This window comes from Anaerotruncus sp. DFI.9.16, assembly GCF_024461615.1.
GTDB classification, from domain to species: domain Bacteria; phylum Bacillota; class Clostridia; order Oscillospirales; family Ruminococcaceae; genus Anaerotruncus; species Anaerotruncus massiliensis.
Window position 1 is genome coordinate 1 of record NZ_JANFZX010000129.1, and the last position, 1,212, is coordinate 1,212.

A 1,212-nucleotide genomic window follows, 5' to 3' on the forward strand; every position below is an offset into this window, starting at 1 on the left:
CGCCGACTTCTTGGGCGCGCAAGAAGTCGGCCCGCCCGCCGGGGCGGGACCCGGCGATCTATGCCGCCAAAGGCGGCACATCTGGAGCGCCCCGGAGGGGCGCGATAAAAGCCTTCCGTCCCCCGGGCGGAACATCGAAAACCGCCGCGCGGCAAAACGCGCTCGTGATTCTTGCCGCTTGGAAAGCGGCAATTCCCGTAAAGCCCCGCCGGGCGCAGCGCGGCAAATCCAAAGCGCCCCGGAGGGGCGCGCAAAAACCCCTGTCCGCAGGGCGGCGGCCGCCGCTCCCCAAACGGGAAAGAAAGAAAATTTTATCGGAGTATAAAGCGCTTGCCTAGCGTTCAAAATAATACCGGAGGTGTAACCACAAAATGAATGATTCTTATAATCCAAAGAGCAAATTCAGTAAATTTATGGCAGGAAAAGGTTTTTACATTGCCCTTGCGATCTGTGTGGTGGGAGCTGGTACCGCCGCATGGGTGGCGGTAGACAAAACCATCGAGCGGATCGATCAAAATAACGACCGCGTGATCGAACAGCAGGCCCCATCCAGCACACAGGAGCCGGCCTACGGTTTCCCCGATCTGGAGGAGGCGGGAAAAGCGCAGAGCGGCGTCGGCGTCGACGGCAACAAGTCGGCCTCGTCCTCCTCGTCTACAGCGCCTTCGTCCTCCTCCGCGGCTGCGTCCAAACCGGACGAGCCCTCCGTAGAGGCAAAGGCGCAGCCCGAGCCGCAGCCCTCCTCCTTCGTCTTGCCGATCTCGGGCGAGATCTTCGCGCCCTACAGCGGCGGTGAACTCGTCAAGAACGCCACGCTGAAGGAATGGCGCACCCATGACGGCATCGATATCAAGGCCGACAAGGGCGCGCAGGTCAAGGCGGTTTGCGACGGCAAGGTGACCGCCGTGCGCGACGACCCGCTGATGGGCATGACCATCGAGATCCTCCACCACGACGACATCACCTCGATCTACTGCGGACTGGATAAAAAGACCTCCGTCAAGGAGGGCGACAGCGTCCAGGTCGGCCAGGCGATCGGCACGGTCGGCGATATCCCCTGTGAGATCTCCCTCGATCCCCACCTCCATTTTGCGATGAAGGTCGGCGGCGCATGGGTCGATCCCCTCAAAACGATGGGCAAAGTTTCTGACTGACTTCCTATTCTCCCATAGAACAGCGGGGGGGGGGGGGGGGGGGGGGGGGGGGGGGGGG

Annotated in this window: 1 protein-coding gene; it reads left to right on the forward strand. The window is 62.0% G+C overall.

All coding sequences use genetic code 11. From position 1 onward, the window contains the following. The first annotated feature begins 371 nt into the window (after positions 1-371). Positions 372-1,154, forward strand: a complete 783-nt coding sequence (locus NE609_RS17295) for a M23 family metallopeptidase (RefSeq protein ID WP_121587056.1) — start codon at positions 372-374, stop codon at positions 1,152-1,154. Positions 1,155-1,212 lie beyond the last annotated feature (58 nt).